This window comes from Bacillus sp. CZDM1, from assembly GCF_055502545.1.
Window position 1 is genome coordinate 1 of sequence record NZ_JBUESO010000008.1, and the last position, 26,353, is coordinate 26,353.

The 26,353-nt window shown below is 38.1% G+C and carries 25 protein-coding genes; 18 read left to right on the forward strand and 7 right to left on the reverse strand.

Annotated features, from left to right (window positions below; all coding sequences use genetic code 11):
* Positions 1 to 598: 598 nt before the first annotated feature.
* Entirely contained in the window at positions 599 to 2,494 is a 1,896-nt protein-coding gene (locus ACY3XC_RS18050; protein ID WP_464869786.1) for a PrkA family serine protein kinase, read from the forward strand.
* 353 nt (positions 2,495 to 2,847) lie between these two features.
* Positions 2,848 to 4,014, forward strand: coding sequence for a sporulation protein YhbH (gene yhbH, locus ACY3XC_RS18055; protein ID WP_133370637.1), 1,167 nt, complete (start codon positions 2,848 to 2,850; stop codon positions 4,012 to 4,014).
* Between the two features lie 44 nt (positions 4,015 to 4,058).
* Here the strand turns inward: yhbH and ACY3XC_RS18060 are convergent, their stop codons facing one another.
* Positions 4,059 to 5,321 carry an ATP-binding protein gene (locus tag ACY3XC_RS18060; RefSeq protein ID WP_464869787.1) on the reverse strand — a complete coding sequence of 421 codons (1,263 nt, stop codon included), beginning with the start codon at positions 5,319 to 5,321 and terminating at the stop codon, positions 4,059 to 4,061.
* A 157-nt stretch (positions 5,322 to 5,478) separates the two neighbouring features.
* On the reverse strand, positions 5,479 to 5,976 hold the full coding sequence (locus tag ACY3XC_RS18065; protein WP_464869788.1) for a diguanylate cyclase: 498 nt from the start codon (positions 5,974 to 5,976) through the stop codon (positions 5,479 to 5,481).
* Between the two features lie 91 nt (positions 5,977 to 6,067).
* Here ACY3XC_RS18065 and ACY3XC_RS18070 point away from each other — a divergent pair, with 91 nt between their 5' ends.
* Positions 6,068 to 7,069, forward strand: coding sequence for a DoxX family membrane protein (locus ACY3XC_RS18070; protein WP_464869789.1), 1,002 nt, complete (start codon positions 6,068 to 6,070; stop codon positions 7,067 to 7,069).
* 37 nt (positions 7,070 to 7,106) lie between these two features.
* Here the strand turns inward: ACY3XC_RS18070 and ACY3XC_RS18075 are convergent, their stop codons facing one another.
* The gene (locus ACY3XC_RS18075; RefSeq protein WP_179161099.1) at positions 7,107 to 7,769 is read right to left on the reverse strand and encodes an FMN-dependent NADH-azoreductase; all 663 of its coding nucleotides are present in this window, start codon (positions 7,767 to 7,769) and stop codon (positions 7,107 to 7,109) included.
* A 245-nt stretch (positions 7,770 to 8,014) separates the two neighbouring features.
* On the opposite strand from ACY3XC_RS18075, the gene ACY3XC_RS18080 reads away from it, so the two are divergent.
* Positions 8,015 to 9,037 (forward strand): diguanylate cyclase domain-containing protein, encoded by a 1,023-nt coding sequence (locus tag ACY3XC_RS18080; RefSeq protein WP_464869790.1) that lies wholly within the window; start codon positions 8,015 to 8,017, stop codon positions 9,035 to 9,037.
* A 54-nt stretch (positions 9,038 to 9,091) separates the two neighbouring features.
* Here the strand turns inward: ACY3XC_RS18080 and ACY3XC_RS18085 are convergent, their stop codons facing one another.
* Entirely contained in the window at positions 9,092 to 10,105 is a 1,014-nt protein-coding gene (locus ACY3XC_RS18085) for a DUF1646 family protein (protein ID WP_464869792.1), read from the reverse strand.
* A gap of 310 nt (positions 10,106 to 10,415) precedes the next feature.
* On the opposite strand from ACY3XC_RS18085, the gene fabF reads away from it, so the two are divergent.
* Positions 10,416 to 11,657 (forward strand): beta-ketoacyl-ACP synthase II, encoded by a 1,242-nt coding sequence (fabF, locus tag ACY3XC_RS18090; RefSeq protein WP_464869793.1) that lies wholly within the window; start codon positions 10,416 to 10,418, stop codon positions 11,655 to 11,657.
* A gap of 144 nt (positions 11,658 to 11,801) precedes the next feature.
* Here fabF and ACY3XC_RS18095 read toward each other — a convergent pair whose 3' ends face one another.
* Positions 11,802 to 12,905 (reverse strand): metallophosphoesterase, encoded by a 1,104-nt coding sequence (locus ACY3XC_RS18095; RefSeq protein ID WP_464869794.1) that lies wholly within the window; start codon positions 12,903 to 12,905, stop codon positions 11,802 to 11,804.
* A gap of 225 nt (positions 12,906 to 13,130) precedes the next feature.
* Here ACY3XC_RS18095 and ACY3XC_RS18100 point away from each other — a divergent pair, with 225 nt between their 5' ends.
* The 9 genes from ACY3XC_RS18100 to ACY3XC_RS18140 all read left to right on the forward strand — a co-directional run bounded on the left by ACY3XC_RS18100 (position 13,131) and on the right by ACY3XC_RS18140 (position 20,018).
* A complete protein-coding gene (locus ACY3XC_RS18100) occupies positions 13,131 to 13,799 on the forward strand; it encodes a hypothetical protein (RefSeq protein WP_464869795.1) in 669 nt (222 codons plus the stop codon).
* A gap of 11 nt (positions 13,800 to 13,810) precedes the next feature.
* Positions 13,811 to 14,041, forward strand: a complete 231-nt coding sequence (locus tag ACY3XC_RS18105) for a 4Fe-4S binding protein (RefSeq protein WP_179161105.1) — start codon at positions 13,811 to 13,813, stop codon at positions 14,039 to 14,041.
* 18 nt (positions 14,042 to 14,059) lie between these two features.
* Positions 14,060 to 15,124, forward strand: a complete 1,065-nt coding sequence (locus tag ACY3XC_RS18110) for a 3-methyl-2-oxobutanoate dehydrogenase subunit VorB (protein ID WP_179161106.1) — start codon at positions 14,060 to 14,062, stop codon at positions 15,122 to 15,124.
* Positions 15,121 to 15,873, forward strand: coding sequence for a thiamine pyrophosphate-dependent enzyme (locus tag ACY3XC_RS18115; protein WP_256989280.1), 753 nt, complete (start codon positions 15,121 to 15,123; stop codon positions 15,871 to 15,873). Before ACY3XC_RS18110 ends, ACY3XC_RS18115 begins: the two co-directional genes overlap by 4 nt.
* Before the next feature lie 2 nt (positions 15,874 to 15,875).
* A complete protein-coding gene (locus ACY3XC_RS18120; RefSeq protein ID WP_464869796.1) occupies positions 15,876 to 16,418 on the forward strand; it encodes a 2-oxoacid:acceptor oxidoreductase family protein in 543 nt (180 codons plus the stop codon).
* Positions 16,419 to 16,835: 417 nt separating this feature from the next.
* Complete coding sequence (locus tag ACY3XC_RS18125; protein ID WP_179161108.1) at positions 16,836 to 17,417, forward strand: DUF4256 domain-containing protein; 582 nt, start codon at positions 16,836 to 16,838, stop codon at positions 17,415 to 17,417.
* A gap of 94 nt (positions 17,418 to 17,511) precedes the next feature.
* Complete coding sequence (locus ACY3XC_RS18130) at positions 17,512 to 17,895, forward strand: VOC family protein (protein ID WP_464869797.1); 384 nt, start codon at positions 17,512 to 17,514, stop codon at positions 17,893 to 17,895.
* A 262-nt stretch (positions 17,896 to 18,157) separates the two neighbouring features.
* Positions 18,158 to 18,718 (forward strand): sigma-70 family RNA polymerase sigma factor, encoded by a 561-nt coding sequence (locus ACY3XC_RS18135; protein WP_464869798.1) that lies wholly within the window; start codon positions 18,158 to 18,160, stop codon positions 18,716 to 18,718.
* Positions 18,708 to 20,018, forward strand: coding sequence for a hypothetical protein (locus ACY3XC_RS18140; protein WP_464869799.1), 1,311 nt, complete (start codon positions 18,708 to 18,710; stop codon positions 20,016 to 20,018). The genes ACY3XC_RS18135 and ACY3XC_RS18140 overlap by 11 nt, the downstream gene beginning before the upstream one ends.
* Positions 20,019 to 20,067: 49 nt before the next feature.
* Here ACY3XC_RS18140 and ACY3XC_RS18145 read toward each other — a convergent pair whose 3' ends face one another.
* Entirely contained in the window at positions 20,068 to 20,502 is a 435-nt protein-coding gene (locus ACY3XC_RS18145) for an Rrf2 family transcriptional regulator (protein ID WP_179161112.1), read from the reverse strand.
* 193 nt (positions 20,503 to 20,695) lie between these two features.
* Between ACY3XC_RS18145 and ACY3XC_RS18150 the strand changes: the two genes are divergently transcribed.
* A complete protein-coding gene (locus ACY3XC_RS18150) occupies positions 20,696 to 21,568 on the forward strand; it encodes an SDR family oxidoreductase (RefSeq protein WP_464869800.1) in 873 nt (290 codons plus the stop codon).
* A gap of 233 nt (positions 21,569 to 21,801) precedes the next feature.
* Positions 21,802 to 22,143 carry a cupin domain-containing protein gene (locus ACY3XC_RS18155; protein ID WP_179161114.1) on the forward strand — a complete coding sequence of 114 codons (342 nt, stop codon included), beginning with the start codon at positions 21,802 to 21,804 and terminating at the stop codon, positions 22,141 to 22,143.
* A gap of 34 nt (positions 22,144 to 22,177) precedes the next feature.
* On the opposite strand, the gene ACY3XC_RS18160 is transcribed toward ACY3XC_RS18155, so the two are convergent.
* Complete coding sequence (locus tag ACY3XC_RS18160; RefSeq protein ID WP_464869801.1) at positions 22,178 to 24,352, reverse strand: MMPL family transporter; 2,175 nt, start codon at positions 24,350 to 24,352, stop codon at positions 22,178 to 22,180.
* A gap of 261 nt (positions 24,353 to 24,613) precedes the next feature.
* Between ACY3XC_RS18160 and ACY3XC_RS18165 the strand changes: the two genes are divergently transcribed.
* On the forward strand, positions 24,614 to 25,555 hold the full coding sequence (locus tag ACY3XC_RS18165; RefSeq protein ID WP_464869802.1) for a sugar-binding transcriptional regulator: 942 nt from the start codon (positions 24,614 to 24,616) through the stop codon (positions 25,553 to 25,555).
* 116 nt (positions 25,556 to 25,671) lie between these two features.
* Complete coding sequence (deoC, locus tag ACY3XC_RS18170) at positions 25,672 to 26,346, forward strand: deoxyribose-phosphate aldolase (protein WP_464869803.1); 675 nt, start codon at positions 25,672 to 25,674, stop codon at positions 26,344 to 26,346.
* Positions 26,347 to 26,353 lie beyond the last annotated feature (7 nt).

The window sequence follows — 26,353 nt, forward strand, 5'->3', positions numbered from 1 at the left end:
GATCATATATATTTGACATAACAAAATTCGGTTGAAAACATTGTTTAGCGAATTTACACAAAATCAAGGGCTTGACTGGAAAAGCGTACAGCTTATACAAAAAAGTGTACAGGTTCTACAAAGAAGCGTACAGCTTATACAAAAAAGCATACAGGTTCTACAATAAACCGTACGGCTTCTACAAAACGCACACAGTTCATAAAAACAACCATACTGCTTCTAGCAAACGCATACAGTTCTTACAAATAATAAAAGGCTGCCCACATGGCAGCCTATTTTGATGGAAAATATTATTTACTGGATCCTGGCTTATCATTATAACCTGATGTAAAGATAGCTGCTAGAAACGCCACCATAACTAAAATAACTAGAAAAAGTCCCATGCTTATGTAAAGCCTCCTTATTTTTAAGATATTTCTTGTTATATTCACATATACATTTATTATAGCCTATCTTAAAAAAATGAAAAGAGCAATATTCCAATCTTTTAATAAAACAAAAAAGATAGGCAGGAATACTTCAACGTTACGCATGTTCAAGTTCTTTGGTGCATAGAGTATATTAATCGTCTCTGATAACGCTACAGGGGGAGGGCCTTATGGATATCCTAAAAAAAATTGAGATGTTTAGAGAAGAGGAAGAAAAGCTACGTTGGGAAGGGTCATTTGGAGATTATTTACTGTTGTTAAAAGAGAAGCCATGGGTAGCACAATCTGCACATTCACGGGTATATAATATGATCAAAGACGCTGGCATTGAGGAAGTCAAAGGGACTAAGAATTACAATTTCTTTGGAAATCAATTATTTGGTTTGGAGGAGTCATTAGAAAGACTTGTCGAGGAATACTTCCATCCTGCGGCTAAAAGGCTGGATGTAAGAAAGCGGATATTATTGCTGATGGGTCCGGTAAGCGGCGGTAAATCTACACTTGTTACCATGCTGAAACGTGGTTTAGAGGCCTACTCCCATACGGAGAGAGGCTCGGTTTTCGCCATTAAAGGCTGCCCGATGCATGAAGACCCGCTTCATTTAATCCCTCATCATTTACGTCGGGATTTTTATGAAGAGTATGGTATTCGCATTGAAGGAAATCTTTCACCATTAAATATGATGCGCCTGGAGCAGGAGTACGGTGGAAGAATCGAAGATGTGTTAGTTGAAAGAATCTTTTTCTCAGAGGATAAGCGAACTGGAATCGGAACCTTTAGCCCGTCCGATCCAAAATCACAGGATATTGCCGATTTAACAGGAAGTATTGACTTCTCAACTATTGCAGAATTTGGTTCAGAATCAGATCCACGAGCCTACCGCTTTGATGGTGAACTGAATAAAGCGAATCGCGGAATGATGGAATTCCAGGAAATGTTAAAGTGTGATGAAAAGTTCTTGTGGCATCTACTTTCCTTAACACAAGAAGGAAACTTTAAAGCTGGAAGGTTTGCACTTATTTCTGCAGATGAGCTAATCGTTGCCCATACAAACGAAACGGAATACCGTTCATTTATTTCGAACAAGAAGAACGAAGCCTTGCATTCCAGGATTATTGTTATGCCAATTCCGTATAATCTAAAAGTTTCACAGGAAGAAAGAATTTATGAAAAGATGATTAGTGAAAGTGATGTTTCGGATGTGCATATTGCCCCGCATACGTTACGGGTTGCAGCGATGTTTACGATTCTAACCCGTCTGAAGGAACCAAAAAAGGGTGATATTGACTTAGTCAAGAAAATGCGCCTGTATGATGGAGAGAATGTGGAAGGCTTTAATGCAGTTGATGTCAGTGAACTAAAGAAAGAATACCCAGATGAAGGTATGAGTGGGATTGACCCGCGTTATGTCATTAACCGAATATCATCTACTATCATTCGTAAAGAAGTACCGTCTATTAATGCTTTAGATGTATTAAGATCGTTAAAAGACGGACTGGATCAACATCCTTCTATTACAGCTGAACTCCGTGAGCGCTATATGAATTATATTTCGGTTGCACGTAAAGAGTATGATAATATTGCCAAGAATGAAGTTCAAAAAGCTTTTGTCTACTCCTATGAAGAGTCCGCGAAAACATTGATGGATAATTACCTTGATAATGTTGAAGCGTACTGTAACAAAGCGAAGCTTCGTGATGTGTTAACCGGTGAGGAAATCAACCCAGATGAAAAATTAATGCGTTCGATTGAAGAACAAATTGGTATTTCTGAAAATGCGAAAAAGGCATTTAGGGAAGAAATCCTGATCAGAATCTCTGCCTTTGCGAGAAAAGGTAAACGATTTGATTACAACTCACATGACAGACTTCGTGAAGCGATTCAAAAGAAATTATTTGCAGATCTTAAAGATGTAGTCAAAATTACCACTTCTTCCAAAACACCAGATGAACAGCAGTTAAAGAAAATTAATGATGTTGTTGCTAGATTAATTGACGAACACGGATACAACTCAACATCAGCAAATGAACTATTACGGTATGTCGGAAGTTTATTAAACCGGTAATTCAAATAGTAGGGACTGGCGGAAGGAATCTGCCAGTCTGTTTTTTTCAATAATGGGTTGATTTTTTAAAAAATTTGACAAAGCAGTTATCTCATTGTTGATTTGCGCCGAGGAGGCTTCCCGAACCGCCTGCGGAAAGCGAAGTGCCTGGAGCGCCAATCAACTTACAGACTATGCTCGTCCAATTTTAAAGGTGTGAGCCCAATTGTCAAAATAATTTGTAAATTATTTGCTGCTTCTGCATAGGATAAAGTAATCCATATTATTGCATTTTTACACTCGGGTTATTCTATGATTTTTCAAAAAAAATGTGACTCTAGAAAACAATAAAAATTTATAAGGAGGGGTTTACATTGTCTGACAATAACCATCAATATGTAATTTCAAGAGAAGATTGGTCCCTCCACCGTAAAGGCCACGATGATCAGCAACGGCATCAAGAAAAAGTCCAGGAGGCAATTAGAAACAATCTTCCCGACTTAATTACAGAAGAAAGCATTATTATGTCCAATGGACGCGATGTGGTTAAAATTCCAATTCGTTCATTAGACGAATATAAAATCCGCTACAATTATGACAAAAACAAACACGTGGGCCAAGGTGACGGTGAAAGCCAAGTAGGTGACGTAGTTGCTCGTGACGGTTCAAATGCGCAAAAGGGTCCAGGAAAAGGGCAAGGCGCTGGGGATCAAGCTGGTGAAGATTACTTTGAAGCAGAAGTTTCATTAATGGAATTAGAGGAAGCTTTATTTAAACAACTAGAGCTGCCAAATCTGAAAAGAAAAGAAGATCAGGAACATTTAGTAGAAAATATTGAATTTAATGATATCCGCAAAACAGGATTAATGGGTAATATCGATAAGAAGCGTACCATGATGTCTGCATTTAAGAGAAATGCAATGACGGGGAAACCTGCATTTCATCCTATTTATAAAGAAGATTTGAAATTTAAGACTTGGAATGAAGTAATAAAACCAGATTCCAAAGCAGTTGTTATTGCTATGATGGATACAAGTGGTTCGATGGGGATATGGGAGAAATATATGGCTAGAAGCTTCTTCTTCTGGATGACACGCTTCTTACGTACCAAATATGAAACCGTTGAAATTGAATTTATTGCGCATCATACAGAAGCAAAGGTTGTTACTGAGGAGGATTTCTTCTCAAAGGGTGAAAGTGGGGGAACCATCTGTTCTTCGGCCTACCGAAAAGCCTTAGAAATCATTGATGCAAAATATAATCCACGTAAGTTCAACATTTATCCATTCCACTTTTCTGATGGTGATAATCTAACATCTGATAATGCTCGCTGCGTCAAGCTTGTTGAAGAACTAATGAAGGTTTCAAACATGTTTGGTTATGGAGAAGTAAATCAGTATAATCGTCATTCCACCTTAATGTCTGCCTACAAAAATATCAAGGATGAGCAGTTCCGTTATTATATTCTTAAGCAAAAAGCGGATGTATTCCATGCGATGAAGAGCTTTTTCCAAAAAGAAGAAAATAAAATGTATGCCTAACTAAAATCGACAGGTACAATACCTGTCGATTTCTATTGTATAAGTCAATTTTCATTTTTCATAAACGAGGTGATCATTGGAAACTTAATGTGAAATGTGGTGCCTGCGTTTAATTCACTTTCGACTCGGATAAAACCATTCATAGCTCGCACAATACTATAAACGACCATCATTCCAAGACCAGTACCATTCTTCCCTTTCGTTGAATAATAAGGCTCACCAAGTCGTTCAAGCTGCTCAAGTGTCATCCCAATTCCTGTGTCCCTGATGCAGATGGTTACATAATCCTTGTTAAAATGAGTTTCAACATAAAGATGGCCGCCATTCGGCATCGCTTCAACTGAATTTTTGAGGATATTAATGAAGCATTGGCGAAATCTTTGTTTATCCCCTTTAATGAATCCAATTACCGAAAAATCAGTGATAATTTCCACGGAATTTTGATTTGCCATCGGAGTTAAGATGTTAATAATTTGCCTTAGTTCATTTTTAACATTTAGTTCTTCTATCGAGACTAAAGACGGCTTAGCAAACGTTAAATAATCTTCAATTACTCTTTCCGCGGAATTAAGTTCGTCTTTTACGATTGAAAGGTATTCTCTGCGTTTATGTCTAGGGAGGTAGTCATCATTGAGTAACTGGACAAACCCGCTCGCAGCAGTTAACGGATTTCGGATCTCATGTGAAATGGCAGCACCCATTTGTTCGACGGCCTTTAATTTTTCCACTTTAATTAATTGATGTTTTAGTTCTACACTTTTTTTGATATATTCAATCGAATAGGCAATAAGACCAATGCCTAGCGGGGGAAGTACCATGTAGGCAAATAAAACATCATACCAAGGACTGCCTGTATCTTTAAGCAATTCCCCCGCAGTGCTTAGAACTCCAAGTATCATACCTAAACAAATTGCAGTGTATATTCTTCGTTCCGAGGATTGTTTCCAAAACCAAGGTGATAACCGAAAAAAAACAATAGCGAGTGGTGCATAAAGAAGGATCGTTCCAACCAAACCTGAGTCAAGGCCATATAGGCTTCTAATGAGCAACAATCCCGTGACAAGTATAAGACCGATTCCAAGATATAAACCGCCAATGACGATGGGAATGATACGTAAATCATATCGCGCATAGGGAACAGGACTATAGGCGAATTGAAGACATATCCATAAGAATAGGACAGAGATAATGATGATAGTAGTTTTGGAAAAAGGAAGTGTTCTGCTTCGGTCAAGCCAAATTAAGCAAAAAAGGAGCAATATTATTAAAATAGAAAGATTTAAGAAAAGGTGTTTAGTAATTTCCATCTATTTCACCATCCACTGTGCTTATAGGAAAATTTTACATTTTTCTTCGTATTAATACAATAAAATTTACTAATTATTTTGAATAAATGATGAAAAGAGAAGGGAATTGTAGAAATATGTATAAAAACGGAAGGGTTAGAACCCTTCCGTTTCGAATTTACAGAGTTGAAATGGTATTTCTCCCCTTAGTTTTCGAGGTATACAAAGAAGTATCAGCTAAATGAATTAAATCTTTTGGCTGCACTTCCGAATTCGGAATGATTGAGGCAATTCCAATACTGATTGTAACGATGTTCGATATTTCCGAACTTCTATGGTCAATTTTAAGTGAATGAACCTTCTTTTGAATTAATTTTGCCATAGTGACAGCTTTATCCAAATTTGTTTTGGTTAAGATAAGGGCAAATTCCTCACCGCCATATCGACAAAATGTGGCATATGGATTATTCGCAACAAGGTCTTTTATGGCAGTAGAAATGGTTTGCAGGCATTGATCACCAGCAAGGTGACCGTATGTATCGTTGTACTTTTTAAAGTAGTCAATATCAAACATGAGAATAGTTAATGGTGAATGTGTTGAAGTTAACCTGGTCCATTCTTTGTTAAGAATTTCATCAAAATGCCGCCGATTACCAATTCCTGTTAGTCCATCCAAATAAGATAGAAGAAAAACATTCTCCTGTGAAATAGAATATTTAAGCTAGTAACCGAAAACTATATAGATGAATACTTTTTGGGAGGATCTAATGAAAAATAGAGGTAAAGTCATCATCTTGTTCATATTGATTATTGTTTGTACACCTCTTTTTGTAGACGCTCATGTAAAGTGGTTTACAGAAGTTACTCCAGAAAAAGAAGAAATTGAACATATTTTATCGCCGCTGTTTATGACCATTACCTTATTGGTTGCGGTTTTGCTTGCAGTATTGCCCCAGTTATTGCCGCTCTTAGAAAAAGTTCCAATTACTAAAAAAATTGATGGGGTATTAGACAGGTACCGTAAATCCTCTAGGTATATTTTAAAATATGGTACAGCGATTGCGTTAATTATTCAGGTTTTGGCAGGGACGATATTTGCACCAGAATTTGCTATCACAAATCAAAGCATAAGAATACTAATGTGGATAACAATTATCCTGCTATTGATACCTATTCATTATGCGACAAAAGCTGGTGCTCTTATATTATTGGGATTATTTATATATCAGCTAATCCACTCCGGATTGTTTCATATGCTCGATTATGGCTTTTATCTAGCCATTGTTGGTGTTTTATTAGTCGGGAAAACAAAGCTTGAAGATTGGGGATTCCCTTTTCTTTATTTAGGGACAGGTTTATCCTTATGCTGGGTAGCCGTTGAGAAATGGGTCTATCCTGCAATGAGTATGGATATTATTCATCAGCATGGTGTGCCAACCTTTGGTTTTCCGTCGGCAACGTTTGTGGTACTAGCTGCTTTTATTGAATTTGTCGTTGGATATTTATTAATCGTAGGAATCTTAAATCGTCTTTTGGCCTTTGTCTTAACGTTGATCTTTATTTCAACTACCATGCTGTTTGGTGTCACAGAAATTATTGGACACCTGATGATTCATATCGTCTTAATTATATTTATTATTGAAGGAGTATCATTTTACGATCCCCCAATAAAAATACATCGGACTAAAATTTCTCAAATGGTGTTTGTATTTTTGAATTTTGTTTTTACAATGGCCACCTTTCTTCTCATTTACTATCGTTTTGCATAGAGAAAAAGCTTCCTGTTGGAGGAAGCTTTTCTTTATGCTATGGCTGATGTACTGGTACTTTTATCATTACCTTGGCAGCTTGAATCGCTTCTTCTTTTGCTTTTTCAACGATTTCCTGTACCTTTTGCGGATATAGATCTAAAGCTTCTGCAATAATGGTGTCCATTACCTCAATGCCAAGGAAGTTAAGCGCAATTCTTAGATAACGGTCTCCACATTCTAATTCCTTCATCGGTGTACCTGTGTAAAGGCCGCCGCGTGTATTAATATGAATGGCCTTCTTGCCGGTAAGGAGCCCTTTTGGACCATTTGCCGTATGAGCAAAAGTTTTTCCAGCGATAAAGAGGTTGTCCAAATAGGCTTTTAGCACCGCTGGAGAGCTTAAGTTCCAAATAGGTGAGACGAAAACATAGTAGTCATAAGAAAGAAATTCATCAGCAAGTGCATGCATTTTAAGAATTTTCTCTCGTTCTCCCTCTGTTAACTGATCTAAGGTATAACCATAGCCAGCTAGTTTGCCTCTTGCTGACACTAATTCAGCATCCATATGTGCGATATCGAATGAAAACAAATCAATTGTTTTCATTTCCATCTCCGGGCATTCTTCTTTTATTGTGTTGATGAATGCCTCACCGATTTTCAGCCCTTTTGATTTCTCAAGTCCTTTTGGATTTGCTGTAATATATAATAATTTTCCCACTTAGACACATCCAATCATTTTAATAAACCTCATTACTACTATTATAAGAAAAATAGCCTGTTCAATTTTTGTAAAAAAGGTGAAGTTCGTGAACATTAAGTGTCGGAAAGTGGCAAATATATTATTAATTATAAGTAGGAATTAATTCATTAAATTGTTAGAATTCTTTTAAGATATATAATCAGTAATGCAATATGATTAACTTAGAACGTGGTGAAGATTTAATACTAAAAGGCGGAATTAATATGAAAGCACAAAATTCCCAATTAAATGATGATAGTGAATTAGCGTTATTACGTCGGAGAGTAGTAGAACTAGAGGAGAGAGAAAAAAAGCTAGTTAAGAGTCTTCTCTTAAATCAATCCTTGCATTCAAAGATTCTTGATGCATTACCAATAAATGTTTTCCTAGAGGATCCAGAAGGTGGAACGATATTTGCAAATGAACAAGCTTGTCTTGCACATGGTGTAAATATGGAGGAACTGGTAGGAAAAACAGTGTTTGATTTTTTTCCACAGCCAATTGCAATGAAACAGCGTGAAATAGACCTAGAAGTATGGAAGAGGCGTACTCTTCAAACCAATGAGGTGGAGACAGAATTTCAGGGGAAAAAAGTGCATATGCTTACCGGAAAGACGATTATCCATCTAGAAGGATCTAATAAAGACTATTTGCTCGGATTTGGATTGGATATTACGGATTTGAAAAATGCGGAAGAAAAAATTTCTCATATGGCCTACCATGATGCCCTAACTGGTTTGCCTAATCGTTGGTTTATTAAATCCTGTTTAAAGAACTTTAACATAGATAAAATACATAGGATGAAGGGCGTACTGTTGCTCGATTTAGATCATTTCAAAGTGATTAATGATAGCCTGGGGCATGAAGCAGGAGATCAATTATTACAATTAGTTGCCAGCAGGCTGGGAGGAGTAATTCAAGCTGATAAAGTTTTAGCACGTTTTGGCGGAGATGAATTTATTATCTATATTCCTGAATTACTATCTGCAGACGAGGTATTTGATTTAGCAGAAGAAATAATAAAAGTTATGAAATATCCATTTTATATTTATGATCAAAAGTTTACGATTTCAACAAGCATCGGTATTAGTTTGCATCCCAGCCATGGTGACGATATGGAAACACTAATAAAGAATGCTGACCTTGCGATGTATCACTCTAAGGAGCTGGGAAGAAATTGCTTCTCCATGTTTACTCCCTTGATGAAGGAGAAAGCTATTGTTCGTATGAACATGCTGACAAAATAAAAAAGAATCGGAATCACATTGGAGTGGATTCGATTCTTTTTATTGCCTTTGTGTTTAATAAATAACAAACAATATGACAAAATAAATAGCCATGGTAATAAGTCCAACGGGAACGCCAAAGCTTGCCCATTCTTTACTTGTAATGTTGAGTTTTCCTGCTGCTATAATATTTGGTATATTACCAGGGATTAGCATACCACCACTAATAATAAGTCCCATTAAAACAGCCTGAATGGTTGCTTGGTCCATTTCTGGACTAATTTCGGCTGCTGCCAGAGTAGCATTATCTAAAATAGCGGAGATCATATTAATCCAATAAAGCAGCATCGGATGAAGTCCTAGAATATATTCATTAATTAACGGTTCAAATCCATGACCAAGGAAGGTTAATCCCATTACAAATAAGTAGATTTTGGCTGATCTAATTAAAATTTCTTTATAGCTTTCTACTTTTTGTTCTGACTTTAAACCGTCAGCACTTTCTTGTGGTTTAACTAAAAATATTGTCAAAATACCAAAGAGTACAACGGCAGGAATCACTTCTGGACCAATTAATTTCAACAAGTAGAAAAAGTCTTCATTTAACTTACTGAGTGTTATGGTTGCTAAAGGCTCACCGATGGGGGTGAGAGCTGCACCAAGCCCAATTGAAAAACAAGCTAAAACGGTAAAGCGAATTTCAGATTTACGGTCGAGCGGGAGGACATTTATGATGATTACGAGCACAATCGCTGCGATTATAGCCGTAATAATGCTTGATGCCAGTCCTAAAATAATGACCGTTAGACCGAAGAATATCCTAGGAGTAAGTATTCTGTTCGCCCATAGTATAGATTTTTCTAACTGAACCTGCCCCCACTTACAGACTAATCCCGCTATTAAAACAGCTAGTGTAATATTAATAGGATCAATCAGCGCTTTTTCGATTAAATGAAGATTCATCATGCCGCTTATTGAAGCAGCTGCTATTCCCATTACAAATAAGAATACTTCCAAATTGTGTTCGACCTTTTTTACTGAAAAAGGTAAAAATAAAACTAAAATTAAGATAATTACTAATCCAATCATTCATACCAGATCCCTTGTCTTATTTTGTTTAAATATTCTATAAATCTATTATAAACTTTTTTGAGTTTTAACGGAATATTGGGATTTTAATATAGTAATTATCCTAAATATTTGCACAAAATTCTAAGGATCTTCCATTTTAATGGAAGACCTTTTCATATTAAATGAATGTAAGTAAAAATATAAGAAGTTTTATGAAAAAGATAGTGCTTTGCAAAAGCGAATTAATTTGTACGACCACTCTGAATTCGTTAAACTATAGAAAGAGTGTAAGAATCATCCAAAAATTTTATTTGGGAGTGAGCATTAAATGAATAAAAGAGTAGTGATTACGGGTGTTGGAGCAGTCACTCCTTTGGGAAATGATGCTCATACATCATGGGGAAAGATTAAGAATGGTGTTTCCGGTATTGGCCCCGCAACCCTTTTTGATGTAGAAAAGGTTGACGTCAAGATATCTGCGGAAGTTAAAGGCTTTGTGCCAGAAGAGTTTATGGATAAAAAGGAATCCAGAAGGATGGGGCGTTATAGCCAGTTTGCTATTGCAGCAAGTCAAATGGCTGTTAAGGATGCAGGGATCCGAATTGGAGAGGTGGTTCAACCAGAACGGGTCGGAGTTTGGATTGGTTCAGGAATTGGCGGCCTGGCTGAATTCGAGGAACAACATCGGAAGTTTCTTGAAAAAGGCCAGAGAAGGGTTAATCCTTTTACGATACCCATGTTTATTCCCGATATGGCGGCAGGACAAGTATCCATTTCACTTGGAGCTAAAGGAATCAACAATTGTTCGGTTACTGCATGTGCGTCAGGTGCCAATTCCATTGGTGATGCATTCCGTGTGATTCAAAAAGGGGATGTGGATGTGATGATTGCTGGCGGAACAGAAGCAACTATTACCGGGATGACGGTCGCGGGATTTTCAAATATGACTGCACTTTCAAAAAATCCAGACCCGGCTACAGCAAGCAGGCCATTTGATAAGAATCGTGATGGATTTGTCATTGGAGAAGGTGCAGGTATTGTGGTATTAGAAGAATTAGAACATGCATTAGCTCGTGGTGCGGCCATTTATGGAGAATTAGCAGGGTACGGAGCTACAGGTGACGCGCATCATATTACGACTCCAGCACCTGAGGGAGAAGGGGCAGCAAGAGCAATGAAATTAGCATTAGCCGATGCAGGAATTACCCCTGAACAAGTCGACTATATCAATGCTCATGGCACGTCCACCCATTATAATGATTTGTATGAAACATTAGCCATCAAAGATGTATTCAAAGAGCATGCCTATAAATTATCTGTCAGTTCCACGAAATCAATGACCGGTCATTTGTTGGGAGCAACTGGGGCAATAGAAGCGATTTTTTCTCTTTTGGCAATTAAGGATGGAATCATCCCGCCAACTATCAATTATCAAACACCTGATGAACAACTGGATTTAGATTATGTCCCTAACGTGGCTAAAATGAGTAATATTCAAATTGTTTTATCCAACTCATTAGGTTTCGGCGGTCATAATGCCACTTTGGTATTTAAAAAATTTATTGAATAAAATAAGCAACGATATTCACGCTTAACGTTCTATGAAAATAGGGGTTTCGGTCACTATAAGTAACTCTATAATGACCGAAACTCCAAAAAAGTAGAAGCTGCGGTCACTATAAGCGATCCAGCTTATTTTTCATGTTAAAAATTGCTATAAACCAAGTTTTTTTATGAAATCGACTGTTTCCTGATGTTCCGGTTTGATTAGTTTTAATAACTTTTTATCTGTCTTAACTAGGGCATTTCCATTTTCATCGGCAATGGGTCTAGTGAAAGCTGTACTATTTATAACTCTCCATTTTCCTCCCTGAACTTCAAGATGAAGATCGATAATTCCAAGTCGGCTTCCAAAGGCCCCAGCCATGACAACAGGTTTTCCTTTGATTTTTCCTTCGTCAATATTTGTCTTAGGTAAATCCTTGTAGGAGCGTCCAGGGAAAATACCATGAGAATGCCCTGCTAAAATGGCATCAATTTCTTGAATCTCACTTAGGTAATAGATTGCATTTTCCGTTTCAGGATGGTATGGTTCACTATCAATTCCCGTATGGGCGAGTGCGATAATAATATCGGCACCTTTTGCCTTCATAATCGGGACATATTCCTTCGCCGTTTCCACAATTGGCCGCGCGAATACTTTTCCCTCTAAATTTGCTTTATCCCATCTCATGATTTGAGGCGGCATGAATCCAATGACGCCAATATTTATTTCATGATTTTGTCCCTGATTGTCCACAACATTCCTTTTTAAAATGACATAAGGCTTAAAGTAGGGCTTATTGGTTTTTGCTTTATATACGTTTGCATTAACCACGGGCATTTTTAGACCCTTTAGAACGGTTTTTAGGAATTTAAGCCCATAATTTAATTCATGATTGCCGATTGCAATACCATCATACTTCAAATAATTAAAAGCATTGTAAACGGGATGTATTTCCCCTTTTTGAATTCCTTTAATTCTGACCAGGTATTCACCGAGCGGGTTGCCTTTTAAATGGTCGCCATTATCAAACAGAAGGGAATTTACGGCCTCACTTCTCGCCTGATGAATAAGGCTGGAGGTCTTTACAAGCCCAATATGATTGTCTGTTTTCGTCTGGTAATAATCATAATTCACTAAAGCAGCATGCAAATCAGTCGTCTCAAGGATGCGTAAATCAACGATTCCAATGTGTTCTGCATGCATATTAGAAGGAAATAGTGCCTGAGAGATTGCAAACACGAAGAGAAATAGGAATAACTTTTTATTGTTCATAAACGTCAGCCCCCTCTAAACGGTTAGTTATGTGTTATTATTTGGAAGTTTGCAGTTGTTGATACATAAGAAATAAACCTTTAAAAGAACAAACTCATGTTCATTAAACTGTGACATTGGTCAACACAGATTTGAGAAAAGGTCCTTTATAATAAAGTATATAATCGATATTTATTGAAATGTAACCGCTTTCACAAAAGTTCTGTTTAAGGGGGTATCCAGACATTGAATAGAATCACCATCCTAACTGGTCACTTTGGGAGTGGCAAAACAGAGATTGCGATAAATCTGGCATTAAATGAGAAAAAGCTGCATAACAAAACAGCTATTAACGACTTAGATATCATTAATCCCTATTTTCGTTCTAGGGATGTTTCTGAAATTTTCGAGCAGCAGAATATTGAATTAATAGCTCCTGCCAACCGGCTGGCAACCTCAGATTTACCCATTGTTTCGGGAGAAATCTATCGTGTTTTACATGATCATCGCTATCGAGTATTTATCGACGCCGGCGGCGATAAAGATGGGGCTATGGCATTAGGGCAGTATTATCATGAATGGAAGCATTTAGAACCGGAGCTGTTATTCGTACTAAACGCGAACCGTCCATATGTCAGTACCTTAGAAGGCGTGAGGTACACGATTGAACAGATTGAAAAGGCTGCTCGATTAAGGGTAACGGGAATCATCAACAATTCAAATATCGGCAGCGAAACGAGCATGGCTGACATCCTCAATGGGTATGAATTAAGCACGAAGATATCAAACATGCTATCAATCCCGCTGCTATACACAACCATCTCTGTGGATTTAGAAAATGAAGCCAATTGTTTTGCAAAAAGCCATCAGGTAATGTTCATCAAACGCTTTATGAAATTACCATGGGAAGGATAGGGTGAAAAACAGTGGAAAAGAGAGTTGTTTTTAATGAGGATATTTGTAAGTCGTGCGGACTTTGTGTTCAGATATGCCCAACAAATGTTATTTTCCTAGCAGACTATTTAAATGGAAAAGGCTATCGTCCAGCAGCCGTAACCGATCAGGATCATTGTATCAGCTGTGCAAAATGTGCTCAAATATGCCCGGATTGTGTCATTTCGGTGTATAGACCAGTAAAGGTGCTGCAAACTGTTTAATTTGAAAGGGGCTTATGTATGGGAAAAGTATTAATGAAGGGTAATGAAGTCATCGCTGAAGCGGCGGTCCAGGCAGGCTGTAAATACTTTTTTGGCTATCCGATTACACCGCAAAGTGAGTTAGTAGCATACATGGCGAGAAGACTTCCAGAGGTAGGCGGATTATTTCTTCAGGCTGAAAGCGAAATCGCTGCGATCAATATGGTTTATGGTGCTGCTGGAACAGGAGTCAGGGTTATGACCTCCTCTTCAAGTCCTGGATTCAGCTTAAAACAGGAGGGAATTTCCTATTTAGTAGGTTCAGAGCTTCCTGCTGTCGTGGTAAACATCGTTCGGGGCGGACCTGGCTTAGGGAATATCCAGCCTGCCCAGTCTGATTACTTCCAGGTAACAAAAGGCGGCGGTCATGGGGACTATAATATCCCCGTGTTGGCACCCGCCACTTTACAAGAAATAGTCGAATTAACAAGTGAAGCATTTGACATCGCCGATCGCTACCGGACACCTGTCATTTTAATGGGGGATGGGCTGCTTGGGCAAATGATGGAGCCGGTTGAATTTGGTGAGCGGACTGTATCCGAACTACCAGAAAAAAATTGGGCAACGACCGGAACACGCGGAGACGGTCCTCGAAGAATTATCACCTCACTAGAGCTTAATGCAGAAGCGCTGGAAACGCGTAACGAAGCCTTGCAGAATAAGTTTGCGAGAATAAAAGAAAACGAGGTTCGCTTCGAAACCTATCAAACGGACGACGCTGACTATATTATGGTAGCTTTTGGCACGGTAGCCCGAATTACCATGAATGCCATAAAAAAAGCAAGGCAGCAAGGTTTAAAAGTAGGATTAATCCGTCCGATTTCGCTTTGGCCTTTCCCTGAAAAACCCTTTCTAGAAACGAGAGATGGAGTAAAAGGATATATTTCCGTAGAAATGAATGCCGGGCAGATGGTTGAAGATGTGAGATTAGCTGTTAACGGCCATGCAGAGGTGGACTTTTACGGACGGACAGGAGGAATTGTTCCGACACAGGAAGAAATTTATCAAAAGATTTTATCTGTAACCGGAGGGATAACGGTATGACGATGAAAACAGTTTTTAAAAAAACGAACGGTTTGACCGATACCCCTACACATTACTGTCCTGGCTGTACACACGGTGTCATCCACCGGCTTGTCGGTGAGGTATTGGAAGAAATGGATATATTAGAGGACACGATTGGGGTTGCCTCTGTCGGTTGTTCAGTTTTATCCTATGAATATTTTAATTGTGATATGACCCAGGCGGCTCACGGCCGGGCTCCCGCTGTGGCAACAGGTGTGAAAAGGGTGCTGCCTGACCGCTTTGTATTTACCTATCAAGGTGATGGGGACCTTGCATCTATCGGCATAAGCGAAGTCATTCATGCCGCCGCAAGAGGGGAAAAAATTACGGTAATTTTTGTGAATAATGCGATCTATGGAATGACAGGCGGACAAATGGCACCGACTACCTTGATCGGCCAAAAAACAACTACTACCCCTTTTGGACGTGATGAAAGTATTCAGGGATCGCCAATTAAAGTCTGTGAAATGCTGGCAACATTAGACGGAACTGCCTACATTGAAAGAGTTTCTGCCCATGATGTACCGCATATTCAAAAGGCTAAACGTGCGATTCGGAAAGCATTTGAAGCACAAAAGAATGGGCTGGGTTTTTCTATGGTTGAGATATTATCAACCTGCCCGACTAACTGGGGACTTGATCCTTATGAATCCCTTGAGTGGGTGAAAGATAATATGATTCCTGCATATCCTCTAGGCGTTTATAAAAATAAAGAGGGGGGCCATTAAACATGTTGGAGGAAATCATTGTTGCGGGATTTGGCGGACAGGGTGTCATGTCAATGGGTCAACTGATAGCTTATGCCGGTATGCTCGAAGGAAAGGGCGTTTCATGGCTGCCATCCTATGGTCCTGAACAACGCGGTGGAACGGCAAATTGTGCGGTTGTTGTATCCGATGAACCCGTGGGTTCGCCGCTAGTCACAAATCCTTCGACAGCAATCGTTCTAAATAATCCTTCTTTCGATAAATTCGAACCACGCGTACGGCCAGGAGGATTATTGATTATTAATTCATCATTAGTGACAAGAGTTTCCAAACGCAGCGATATCGAAATTATTGAATTAACTGCAACCGATATCGCAGCTGACCTTGGAAATGCACGGGTCGCGAACATGATTTTATTGGGTGCCTTTATCGAACTGACAAAGGTGGTATCAAGTGAATCCATCATACAATCATTGAAAAAAGTCCTGTCAGAAGAAAAGTACCATTTAATCGAGGTTAATAGACAAGCACTCAATAAGGGACTTAGTTCAGTAAAAACAGCCTGATTATCATTCAGGCTGTTTTTACATTTGAGCCATCAATAAATGGAAGCTTACACGGGGAAAAAAAAAGCCAGTTTTTCGGACATGCTATTCGTACCCGTTCCGGTTGAAAAAGGGGCCAAGCGGTAACGAATAGAAGCTATTCGTGCCTGTTCAGGTTGAAAAAGGAGACGAGCGGTAACGAATAAAGGCTATTCGTGCCCGTTCGGGCTGAAAAAGGAGCCAAGCGGTAACGAAAAGTTCTAATTGTGCCCATCTATGGATGCTAAGGAAATTGTTCGAAAGACACTTAGCAGACTTAGTAATGTGAGTAGACAGATGATTGTACGTAAAACCAAATGGGCAAGATTGTGGAGGAATGGATTTTCTTAATCATAAATTGTAAACTAAATTCACATAGCTATTAAGGGGGAAATTAACATGACAAACAGAACTGAAATCAGCACTAAAAAGGAGTTCTCACTAGAACGCCCTGAAGAATTACTCAGTGTATTAAAAGCCCGTTTTGAGAAAAACATGCACCGCCATAAAGGTCTTGAATGGGCTAAAGTTCAAGCAAAGCTGGATGCTAATACTGAAAAACTGTGGTCGCTCATTGAAATGGAAAGAACTGGCGGTGAACCGGATGTTGTTGGTTATGATGAAAAGAAGGATGAATACTTTTTTTGTGATTGTTCAGCGGAAAGTCCTATAGGTCGGAGAAGTGTATGTTACGACCATGAAGCGCTGGAGGCAAGGAAAAAACATAAACCAGAAAATAGTGCTATGAATATGGCAGTTGAAATGGGCATTGAAGTTTTAACGGAAGAACAATACCGTGCCTTGCAGAAACTTGAAAGTTTCGATTTGAAAACGTCGAGTTGGGTGCAAACACCTTCTGATATTAGAAAACTTGGCGGCGCCCTTTTTTGCGATTGTCGCTTCGGGCACGTCTTCTTATATCACAACGGAGCAGACTCTTACTATGGTGCCAGAGGGTTCCGTGGCTCACTAAGGGTCTAAAATACCAGGTGCTTATCAAAAAGATCGGGAAAATAAAATTTAGAGTTTTTCTGCTCGTAGCCAGAGCACCAACAACAATGGAGGCAAAAATAGTATGAAAGTTATTGTTACCAGTATATTTGTACAAGATCAAGACAAGGCGCTGGAGTTTTATACAGAAAAGCTTGGCTTTGTTAAAAAGCATGACGTTCCCACCGGAGAATATAGGTGGATAACACTTGTTTCTCCCGAGGAACAAAACGGTACTGAACTTTTGCTCGAACCGAATGTCCATCCTGCCGCAAAGGAGTATCAAATGAGGATTTCTTCTGAAGGCATCCCAGCAACAATGTTTGGCGTTCCAAATATTCGAAAAGAGTACGAAAGATTAATGGAAAAAGGCGTAAAGTTTACTATGGAACCGACAAAAATGGGCGAAGTTACAATAGCTGTCTTCGACGATACATGCGGCAACCTTATTCAGATTATTCAGCAGTAACTTCATGACGGAGTATCCAAGTTCTAACGACTTTATTGATATGTTTTTAGTTCAGTGAAGTGTTTTTTATAAAAATTAAACAACTTTATGACAACCCTGTCCTATTTTTTGGACGGGGTTTTGCATTTCTAAGTCCAAAATATGGTAGCTTTTAATAGAAAGCTAATAAGTTAGTAGAAATATTTTTAGTATTACTCCCAAAATGGAACATTTAAAAAATAGGAATCGTCTAAATAAAAAATACAAGGAATGGGAGGGGAAAATGAACTACATGGCTGATGTCCCTAACTCAGAACCCCTAAATCATTTAAATCGTGAAGAAAAGCTCAAATGGTTAATGAAGGCTTACGGCGATGATGTTATTAGAATTGCTTATACTTATTTGAAACAAAAACAGCTGGCAGAAGATGTGGCACAAGAGGTATTTATAAAGTGCTACGAGAAAATGGATTCCTTTCGAAATGAATCATCCTATAAAACATGGCTGGTAAGGATTACTGTGAATAAATGTAAAGATGTTTTAAAAAGTTGGACTTTTAGAAATTTGTATTTTACAGATTTCTTTAAGCCAAAACACACATACTCTTCTCTAGAGAATTCATTTTTCGGCGTTGAGGAAAATCTAATCCTTTCTAAACAGGTAATAGAACTGCCAGTGAAATTAAGGGAAGTCATTATCCTATTTTATTATCAGGAGTTTTCAATCGAGGAAATATCGGACATGTTAAAGGTCAATTCAAATACGGTTAGAACTAGATTGCATCGCGGACGCCAAAAATTAAAAGAAGGTTATGAAGGAGCGTGGGCAATTAGTGGAAAATAGACTGGAAAATTTAAAAGAAAAAATGGATGAAACCATTTTGAAAGACGTGTATTTTGATGATAAGCAGTATCACAAAGTCTTGAACTCAATAAAAAAGTCCAAGTTTAAGAATCAAGTGTTTCCGCTTAAAAATAAGTTTAATAATGTTCTTAGTATTTCAGTCGTATCCTTAATGTTTTTGGGTATCACCTATTTTGTAGGAATGCAGCTAAACTTATTTAATGTGCCAGAAATGAAGCAAGCCAATGAACCAATGCAAGAATCTTTAAAGCCTTCAAATAAGAAAACTGCATATATACCACCTTTGCAAGAAGAAAATTATGATGAAATGACTAAGGAAGAAATCCTTACAAAAATGCTAAATACTGTAGATTATATTGAAACAGCCAGAGGCGAATATAAAATTCATTACAGCTTTAGTCCTGGTTATCAGTTAGTCGAATATGCTATTAGTTTGAACCATGAACCAGGAGGATATGGGAAAATAACACTGGATACAGGTGAAGTCTCTTCTCAAGAATATTATAAAGATGGAACATTGTGGTTAATAAATGAATCGGAAAAAAACTATATGGAATCGAAAGTAATGGAAGAGAATCGTAAAAGAGGAACTACTCTAACAATAGATCAAGCATTTTCAACTGCCGATGATGGAAATCCACTAACCATTTATAGAGAAAGACCCCCATTTAGCACCGCAAATGAAACCTTGTTTCCTTATGAGATTGCCTCAAACTATACCAGGGATTTAAGTAAATGGGAAATAGAAAAACAAAATGAGGAATTACTCGGTCACAACACGCTTGTTATAAAAGGGACTAAAAATCATAGAGATTCCCGTTCATTCCGTTTTTGGGTTGATAAGGATACTGGGATTTTAGTTAAGTATGAGACATATAAGGCTGATGGCGACATTGTTGATTACTTACACCCGACAAAACTTGAAATAAATGTGCCTGTTGACAGTAATATGTTCTCTCCAAATCTAGAAGGGTATATAAAAGAAGACCTGACAAAAAAAGATGAACCTAGGATGACAACTGGTAATATTGATAAGTTAATCCCTGAAGAGTTAAAAGAACAATGGGAAGAAGTAAAGAAGAAACCGAATGAAACAGCGATACTGCATTTAAATAACAAGTGGTATATACACGTCAAAAAAGGATACCTTGTAAACCATATTGATGACAAAAAAGGGATACTGTATCTTGCGAAAACTTCCATTCCAAAGTCATTGCTAAATTTCCACGCTCTAGTGGAAGGATATAACGTAGAAACTCTTAAAATTGTTTATGAATAAGTGAAGAAAGGGTCCGTCATTTTGACGGTCCCTTTAAGGAATTCGTTTTTTAACAAATATTCTCCTTAGTGGTAATATCCTTCACAACATCCTCTAGGGTTACACCTCCTAAAACTTTCTCCATGGCAAATTGAGCAGCTGTAAATAATGGTTCTATTGTATTCTGGATGTTCCTGCCTACTGGACATTCTGGATTTGGATTGTCATGTACACTAAATAACTCTTTTTCCTGTACAACATTCACTGCCTTATAAACGTCAAACAGTGTAATCTCAGATAATTCCTTTGCGAGTTTAGATCCTGCAATACCCGGATGCACCTCTATTAAACCAGCCTTTTTTAGCATACCCATAAGTTTTCTAATCACGGCTGGGTTCGTGTTAACACTTGATGCTAGAAATTCAGAAGAGGTTATTCCTTCTTTATTAAATTCAATTAGAGTCAATATATGAATTCCGACAGCGAATCTGCTGCTGATGGACATGTTCAGTCACCATCCCTATTAGCAATCCATTTTTTAATTTATCGTGTAATTAAATTGATTACAAGTTTATTATACCAAATCTCGAACAAAATATTAAATGGAATTTCACCTGTTGACAAAATGACTACATGTAACTAGAATGAATACATGTAATCAGTTATGTTACAGATGGAAATGAAATGGGGGAATATTAATGAAAATATTAGTTACTGGGGCAACAGGGAAATTAGGTTCAAAGGTTGTAGATTTATTATTGAAATCATTACCTGCAAGCGAGTTGGCAGTGAGTGTTCGAAATCCAGAGAAAGCAGAAGGACTACGTGCTCGTGGAGTGGAAGTTCGACAAGGAGATTTTGACCATCCAGAAACATTAGATCTTGCTTTTAGAGGGATTGATTGCTTATTAATTATTTCTGCGGATGGTGACAATGAAACAAGAATCCGTCAACATACAAATGCTGTCCAAGCAGCTGAACGTGCAGGGGTACAATTTATTGCTTATACAAGTTTAGCAAATGCAACAGAAAGCACAAATATTATGGCACCGCCTCATGTTTCAACAGAAGCAGCAATCATTAAAACAGGAATACCTTATTCTTTCTTGCGTAACAATTGGTACTTGGAAAACGAAATTGGGAGCATTCAAGGTGCATTAGCAGGTGCTCCTTGGGTAACTTCCGCGGGAGCAGGCAGAGTAGGGTGGGCACTACAACAAGATTACGCAGAAGCAGCAGTAGCGGTTCTTATAGGAAACGGGCATGAAAATACAGTATATGAACTTTCTGGTCCTCTTTTAACTCAAGAAGATTTTGCAGCTGCTCTTGGTGTTGTATTGGGAAAAGAAATACCTGTGCAACAAGTTAGTGACGAAAAATATGCCGAAATTATGAAAGGCTTAGGTTTACCTGATTTTGTGATTCCGATTGTAGTAGGAATTCAAGAAAGCATTCGAAATGGTTCACTAGAAGTTGAAAGCAATGATTTCGAGAAAGTTCTTGGTCGTCCAGTTACGCCAATCAAAGAAGCACTGACGCACATTGTTAATGCAATCTCACAAACAAACTAAAATGAGGGATTCTAGTTTCTATTAATGAGATTGATAAACCGACCTTTGATTATGTCTTTGTTGTTGATTTACTCTGCAATTACTATTTTTCTGTGAACACCTACTCTCCTGCAAACTGTTTATTATGGGTTTTTCCTGAACCGATTAGAAATAATAAACAGTGATACGTTTCACTTAATTGAAAATGATTTTCAGTTAAGATAAATGTAAGATATTACTAGGAGGGAATTAGGATGGAGAAAAATTCAATTAAAGCCTACCAAGAGTTCAGCGAAGAAAGATTTACAAAACGGATTATTTACAAAAAAGGTGAAACGACAGCGTTTGTGTTAAATTTTATGCCTGGACAGCAGCTTCCTGTTCATAAGCACCCTGGTACAGAAGTTTATCTTTATGTAGTCACTGGGACAGGCACCTTCATCATCGATGGTCAGGAAACCTCTGTATCAGAAGCCGATTTAGTTCATGTTGGCGGCGACGAAGAGCTTGCCTTTAACAATAATGGCAGTGAACCTGTAAGCTTATATGTCGTGTTAAGTAAAGTACCTAGTGAACAATACGCTAAAAATATCTAATTAGACTCGGAGCAAAGAAAAGCCAGCCTTTTTATTAGGCTGGCTTCTTTCTTTCCTTTGTATGTGCTTTATTCTTAAGCCCAAAAAACCACCAGTTCCAATCCCCGAATAACTTCATCAAAGCTGGAACCAGAACCATTCGTACGATGGTGGCGTCAATGAAAATCGCAATCGCAATACCGACACCAAGCTGCTTAATCGGCATGACGCCTGTAAAAGCAAAAGCACCTGTCACCACAATCATAATCGCGGCGGCAGAGGTAATAATTTTACTCGTGTACGTTAACCCTGATATCGTAGCCTCAGTATTATCTCCTGTTTTTAAATAAAACTCCTGAATCCTCGAAATCAAGAACACTTCATAATCCATTGACAGCCCAAAGACGAGCGTAAATACAAAAACGGGCAATATTAATGCAATATCTGCAGGCTCTACTCCTAGATGCCCCTGCTGGAAAATCCAGACGACAATTCCAAACGTACAGCTAAGGCTTAATATATTCATTATTATGGCTTTAAGTGGAATGAGGATTGAGCGAAAAGCTGCCATCAGAATGAAGAAGGTTGAGACAACGATTAATAACAATCCATAAGGAGCCTTTTCAAAAATCTCATCAAAGATTTCTTGCTCAAACTTTATCGCTCCTCCGAAATGGGAGGTTAAACCCAAGTCCTTCCTGGACCAATCACGAATCCATTCCCTTGCTTCAGCGGAGTGATCAGAGGTTTTTAAATACACCTCAATCAGCATTTTATTATCTCGAATAAAGTAATCTAGAATGGGAGCTGTCTGTTGCTTTTGTCCAAATAGGAGAAGTTGAGACAATGCTTCCTGCTCCTCTATACCTGTAGCGGAAAATGGAGAATCAACTGTATCAACAAGTTTATCCTTTGAAAGCTGATCAAGAAAGCTGCTTACCTTCTCAAGATTACTTGTTTCTAAAATATTTCCTTTTGTTTCAAGCACGATGGATACTTTCTTTTCATTACGTTTATCTTTAGGGATAAAATGCTCCTCAAAGACTTCAAATGCGACTCTTGATGGATATTTAGCAGGAAGAGATTCGGTCCCAGGGATCGACATCGTCATTTGTGCAACAGGTATAAGGCCAGCAAGGAGTATGGCTAGGGCGGCCGCTGCCATAAGGACCGGACGTCTCATCACAAATTTTGCAAACCGATGCCAAATGCTAGTTTTTGTAGCTTTTAATCGCAGGATGCTAAATTTATTTATTCTAGTCCCAATCACAGCTAATAAGGCCGGAAGAAAGGTCAAAGCACAAAAGGCGGATATAAATACAACGGCCATGCCGCCAAGGGCAACATTCTGGAAAATATCAATTTGAATAAACCATAAAGCCGACAAGCCAATAAATACACAAAGTCCAGAGAAAATAATCGAACGCCCAGCCGTTGCTACACTGACCTCAATCGCTTCCTTAATGGATTTTGTATGTAATTCCTCTTTGTATCGGTTTATTAGTAATAAGGCAAAGTCAATACTTAAAGCGAGTCCAATCATCGGGACAATATTCAAAATAAATATGGTCAAATCGGTACCGTAACTAAAAAAGAAAACAGAACCCATCGTGGTTAGTATCGATACAACTCCGATTACAATCGGAATGGAGGCAGCAATTAACCCTCCGAAAGCAAGGACTAAGACAAGCAAAGCAATCGGCAGTCCAATCATTTCAGCTTTGGCTAAATCCTCTTGACTGGCAATATTAAGGTCTTGAACAATAATTGGCTCACCCGTCATAGTAACGGTTAATCCCTGTTTATTTTTAAGTATTTTGTTCAATTGATCAATCTCAGTGCTGAGATCCTCAGCTTTTTTATCAAAAGCCAACAGACCATAGGCAACTTCCTCCTTGATCATTCCATCTCTTTCAAAAGGACTTGTTATACTTTTGGCACCTTCGAAGTTTTTTAAATCTTCAAAGGTTGCTTTTATATATTGGTCCCAGTCAGTATCATTAACTGTACGCTCTCTTTCAAAGACAAGGATAATGGATGATTTTGCATGTCCAAATTCCTTTTCAAGGAGCGTTCTTGTTTCGTTATATTCACCTTTGTATTCAAAGCCGTTACCGCTTAATACGGAAGGTAATTTCAAGGCGAAAACCACTGATAGTGCAATGATAAGCAGCCATAGTGCAAGCACCGTTTTCCGGTGATTGTATATGAGTCCTCCAAGTTTCCCCATTCTAAGACCCCCTTTTTTATAGGAAATTTATCCCTTAACTTAGTATAGCAGAACAGGCCAAGAGCAGTAGTTGACTATTTCATGTCAACGTAATGGACATAGTAAATATGATAAGAATCATTCCCTCTTTTAAGAATGAAAATGCAACAGTATGGAGTTAAAAAATGTTCAACAGGGGTTTTACGAATGTAAAAATATTAGGGGAATCACCTCACTTCTTGCTATAATTAATAAAAAGATTAGGATAGAAGGTGACATACAATGGACAAAGAGAAACTAAGTAAAGTGCTTGAAGCAGCAAAACTATATTACTTATTGGATTATAATCAAAACGAAATTGCTAAGATACTGGGTATTTCACGGCCAACAGTGTCCCGATTATTACAGCAGGCCAAAAGCGAGGGAATCGTCCAAATCACCATTATGGATCCAACGGAAGATGTTGAAAATTTAGCCATTGATTTAGAAAAAAAGTTCAATTTGAAAAAAGTAATCGTTGCGTCTATTCCACAATTTGAAAATCATATTATCAAAAATTACCTTGGTGAAAAAGCAGCCTTATACCTACATGAAATTGTTAAGGACCATGACATTATCGGGGTAACCTGGGGAACCACGTTATACCATATTGCCGTTGAGCTAAAACAGAAATTTGTCAAGGACGTTAAGGTTGTTCAGCTAAAAGGCGGCGTAAGCCATGCAGAAACCAATACATATGCATCTGAAATCCTCTACCTGTTTGGAAAAGCATATAATACTACACCACATAATCTTCCATTGCCGGCGATTGTGGACCACGTTGTCGTAAAGCAGGCGATGGAGGCTGACCGGCATATTCATAAAATCCTAGATCTTGGCAAAAAGGCCAATATCGCAGTGTTTACCATGGGCTCGATAAAAAAAGACTCTTTATTGTTTCAAATGGGCTATTTTACAGAAAGTGATCAAAAGGCACTAAATGAAAAGGCGGTTGGGGATATTTGTTCACGTTTCTTTGATAAAGAAGGTGAAGTGTGTAATGAAAGTCTGAACGAAAGAACGCTGGGAGTTAAATTAGAGGATTTACGGAACAAGGAATACTCGATACTTGTCGCGGGCGGACCAAATAAAATTGAGGGCATCTACGGTGCATTAAAGGGGAATTATGCCAATGTGTTAATAACGGACCAATTCTCAGCAAAATTTCTTCTCGATAAACAATAAATATATTTTACATTTGTTCAAAATGATATTTACAAATGTTCGGATGTTTTGTTATAGTTAGCTTGTGAAAAGTAACAATTAAATGAAATGCTTTCAAATATAGGAGGAAACATCTTATGACTCAAAATGTGACTAAAATGATTGATCATACATTATTAAAGGCCGATGCTACAAAGGAAGAAATCGTGAAGTTAGTGGAAGAAGCTAAGAAATATTCCTTCGCTTCCGTATGTGTCAATCCAACTTGGGTAAAAATATCAGCAGATATGCTTAGAGATACCCCAGAAGTAAAAGTATGTACGGTAATTGGATTTCCTTTAGGAGCATCTACACCAGAAACAAAAGCATTTGAAACAAAAAATGCGATTGAAAATGGGGCAAATGAAATCGATATGGTAATCAATATCGGTGCACTCAAAGATAAACAAGATGGATTAGTAGAAAAAGATATAAAGGCAGTTGTAGAGGCTGCAAAAGATAAAGCATTAGTAAAGGTAATTATCGAGACCTGTCTATTAACAAGAGAAGAAAAAGTTAGAGCATGCGAACTCTCAGTTAAGGCGGGGGCGGATTTTGTTAAAACCTCTACTGGATTTTCAACCGGCGGAGCAACAGTCGAGGATATTACTTTAATGCGTGAAACAGTTGGACCTGAAATAGGTGTCAAAGCGTCTGGAGGCGTTCGCAGCCGTGAGGATGCACTTGCAATGGTTGAAGCAGGAGCTACTCGTATCGGGGCAAGTTCTGGAGTGTCTATCAGTAAAGGTGAAATTTCTCAAAGCAATTATTAATCTTTAG